Annotated in this window: 1 pseudogene; it reads left to right on the forward strand. The window is 35.8% G+C overall.

From position 1 onward, the window contains the following. Positions 1-1,004: pseudogene (locus AC1DJR_RS29710) on the forward strand (IS4 family transposase); the annotation flags it as partial. Positions 1,005-1,409 lie beyond the last annotated feature (405 nt).

Raw genomic sequence — 1,409 nt, forward strand, 5'->3', positions numbered from 1 at the left:
CAGCCATACAGCCAGCCATACAGCKGGGRTAAARATTCARCTTGAGTATGATYTRTTAAGTGGACAGTTCCTWCATATTCATACAGGTCCAGGTAAACAACATGATCGAACCTACGGTTCTCTGTGTGTTCCAACTGTGGCAGCGAATGATTTATGTATCCGAGATTTAGGGTATTTTCATTTGAAAGATCTTCAACATATACAAGACAATAAGGCCTACTATATCTCTCGTATCAAGTCGAATACACGTATTTATCAAAAAAATCCTAACCCTAATTATTTTCAAGACGGAAGAGTTAAGAAAGGTACAGAGTATATACAGATAGATATGGAGACGTTAATGAACTCCCTTCAACCAGGACAAACATGTGAAATAGCTGATGCTTATGTAGGAATGATTGATAAAGTGCCAGCTCGTGTAATTGTTCATCGATTAACAAAACAACAGCAACAAAAACGATTACAAGATCAAGTTGTAAGAGAAAAAAAAGAAAGGAATGAAGTATTCTCCTCGTAGTAAACGACTCAGTGGTATCAATGTATATATGACAAACACCCCTACAGATATTGTCCCGATGGGACAGGTACATGACTGGTATTCTTTGCGTTGGCAAATCGAAATTTTATTTAAAACGTGGAAGTCATTCTTTCAAATCCATCATTGTAAAAAGATAAAACCAGAACGATTGGAGTGCCATTTATATGGTCAATTGATTRYCMTTCTACTCTGTTCTTCTATCATGTTTCAAATGCGCCAATTGCTCCTCATGAAGAAAAAACGAGAGCTTAGTGAGTATAAAGCYATATATATGATTAAAGACTATTTTCTTCTTCTATTCCAAACTATACAAAARAACAYCCAAGAGCTATCAAAGGTGTTACTTCGYCTGTTCAATCTCCTACAGCAAAACGGGCGGAARTCTCATCGATATGAGAAAAAAACGGTCTTTGATATATTAGGTGTCGTTTACAATTGTACCCTGTCTGATAATCAAGCCGCTTAATTCAAAAAAGTGAAACCCGTTAGGGTTTATTTCGTATGCAAATCTTTCAATCACCTACACTTGCCCTTTAGGGAAAAGAAACAATCTCGTCTAAAATTGACTTTGCATAATCTTAGCTTGATRGSSATGTGGCGGTACCCCACATCCATCAACTTAATGTATMTTTTTATACAARATGTGGTYTTTTCACGTAGTCTTTTATTATCTTTTATAGATAKCATAAAAGTAGGCACATCAAATAAACCCTGACGGGTTTTAAATTTTTTGCTATGCTACCTGATGAGCAGAAGTGGTATACTCATACACAACACCTAAAATATCAAAGACTGTTTTTTTCTCATATCTGTGAGATTTTCGTCCGTTTCGCTGTAGGAGGTTAAACAGACGAAGGAGAATCTTTGATAA

This window comes from Bacillus sp. 05T31 (assembly GCF_056396725.1).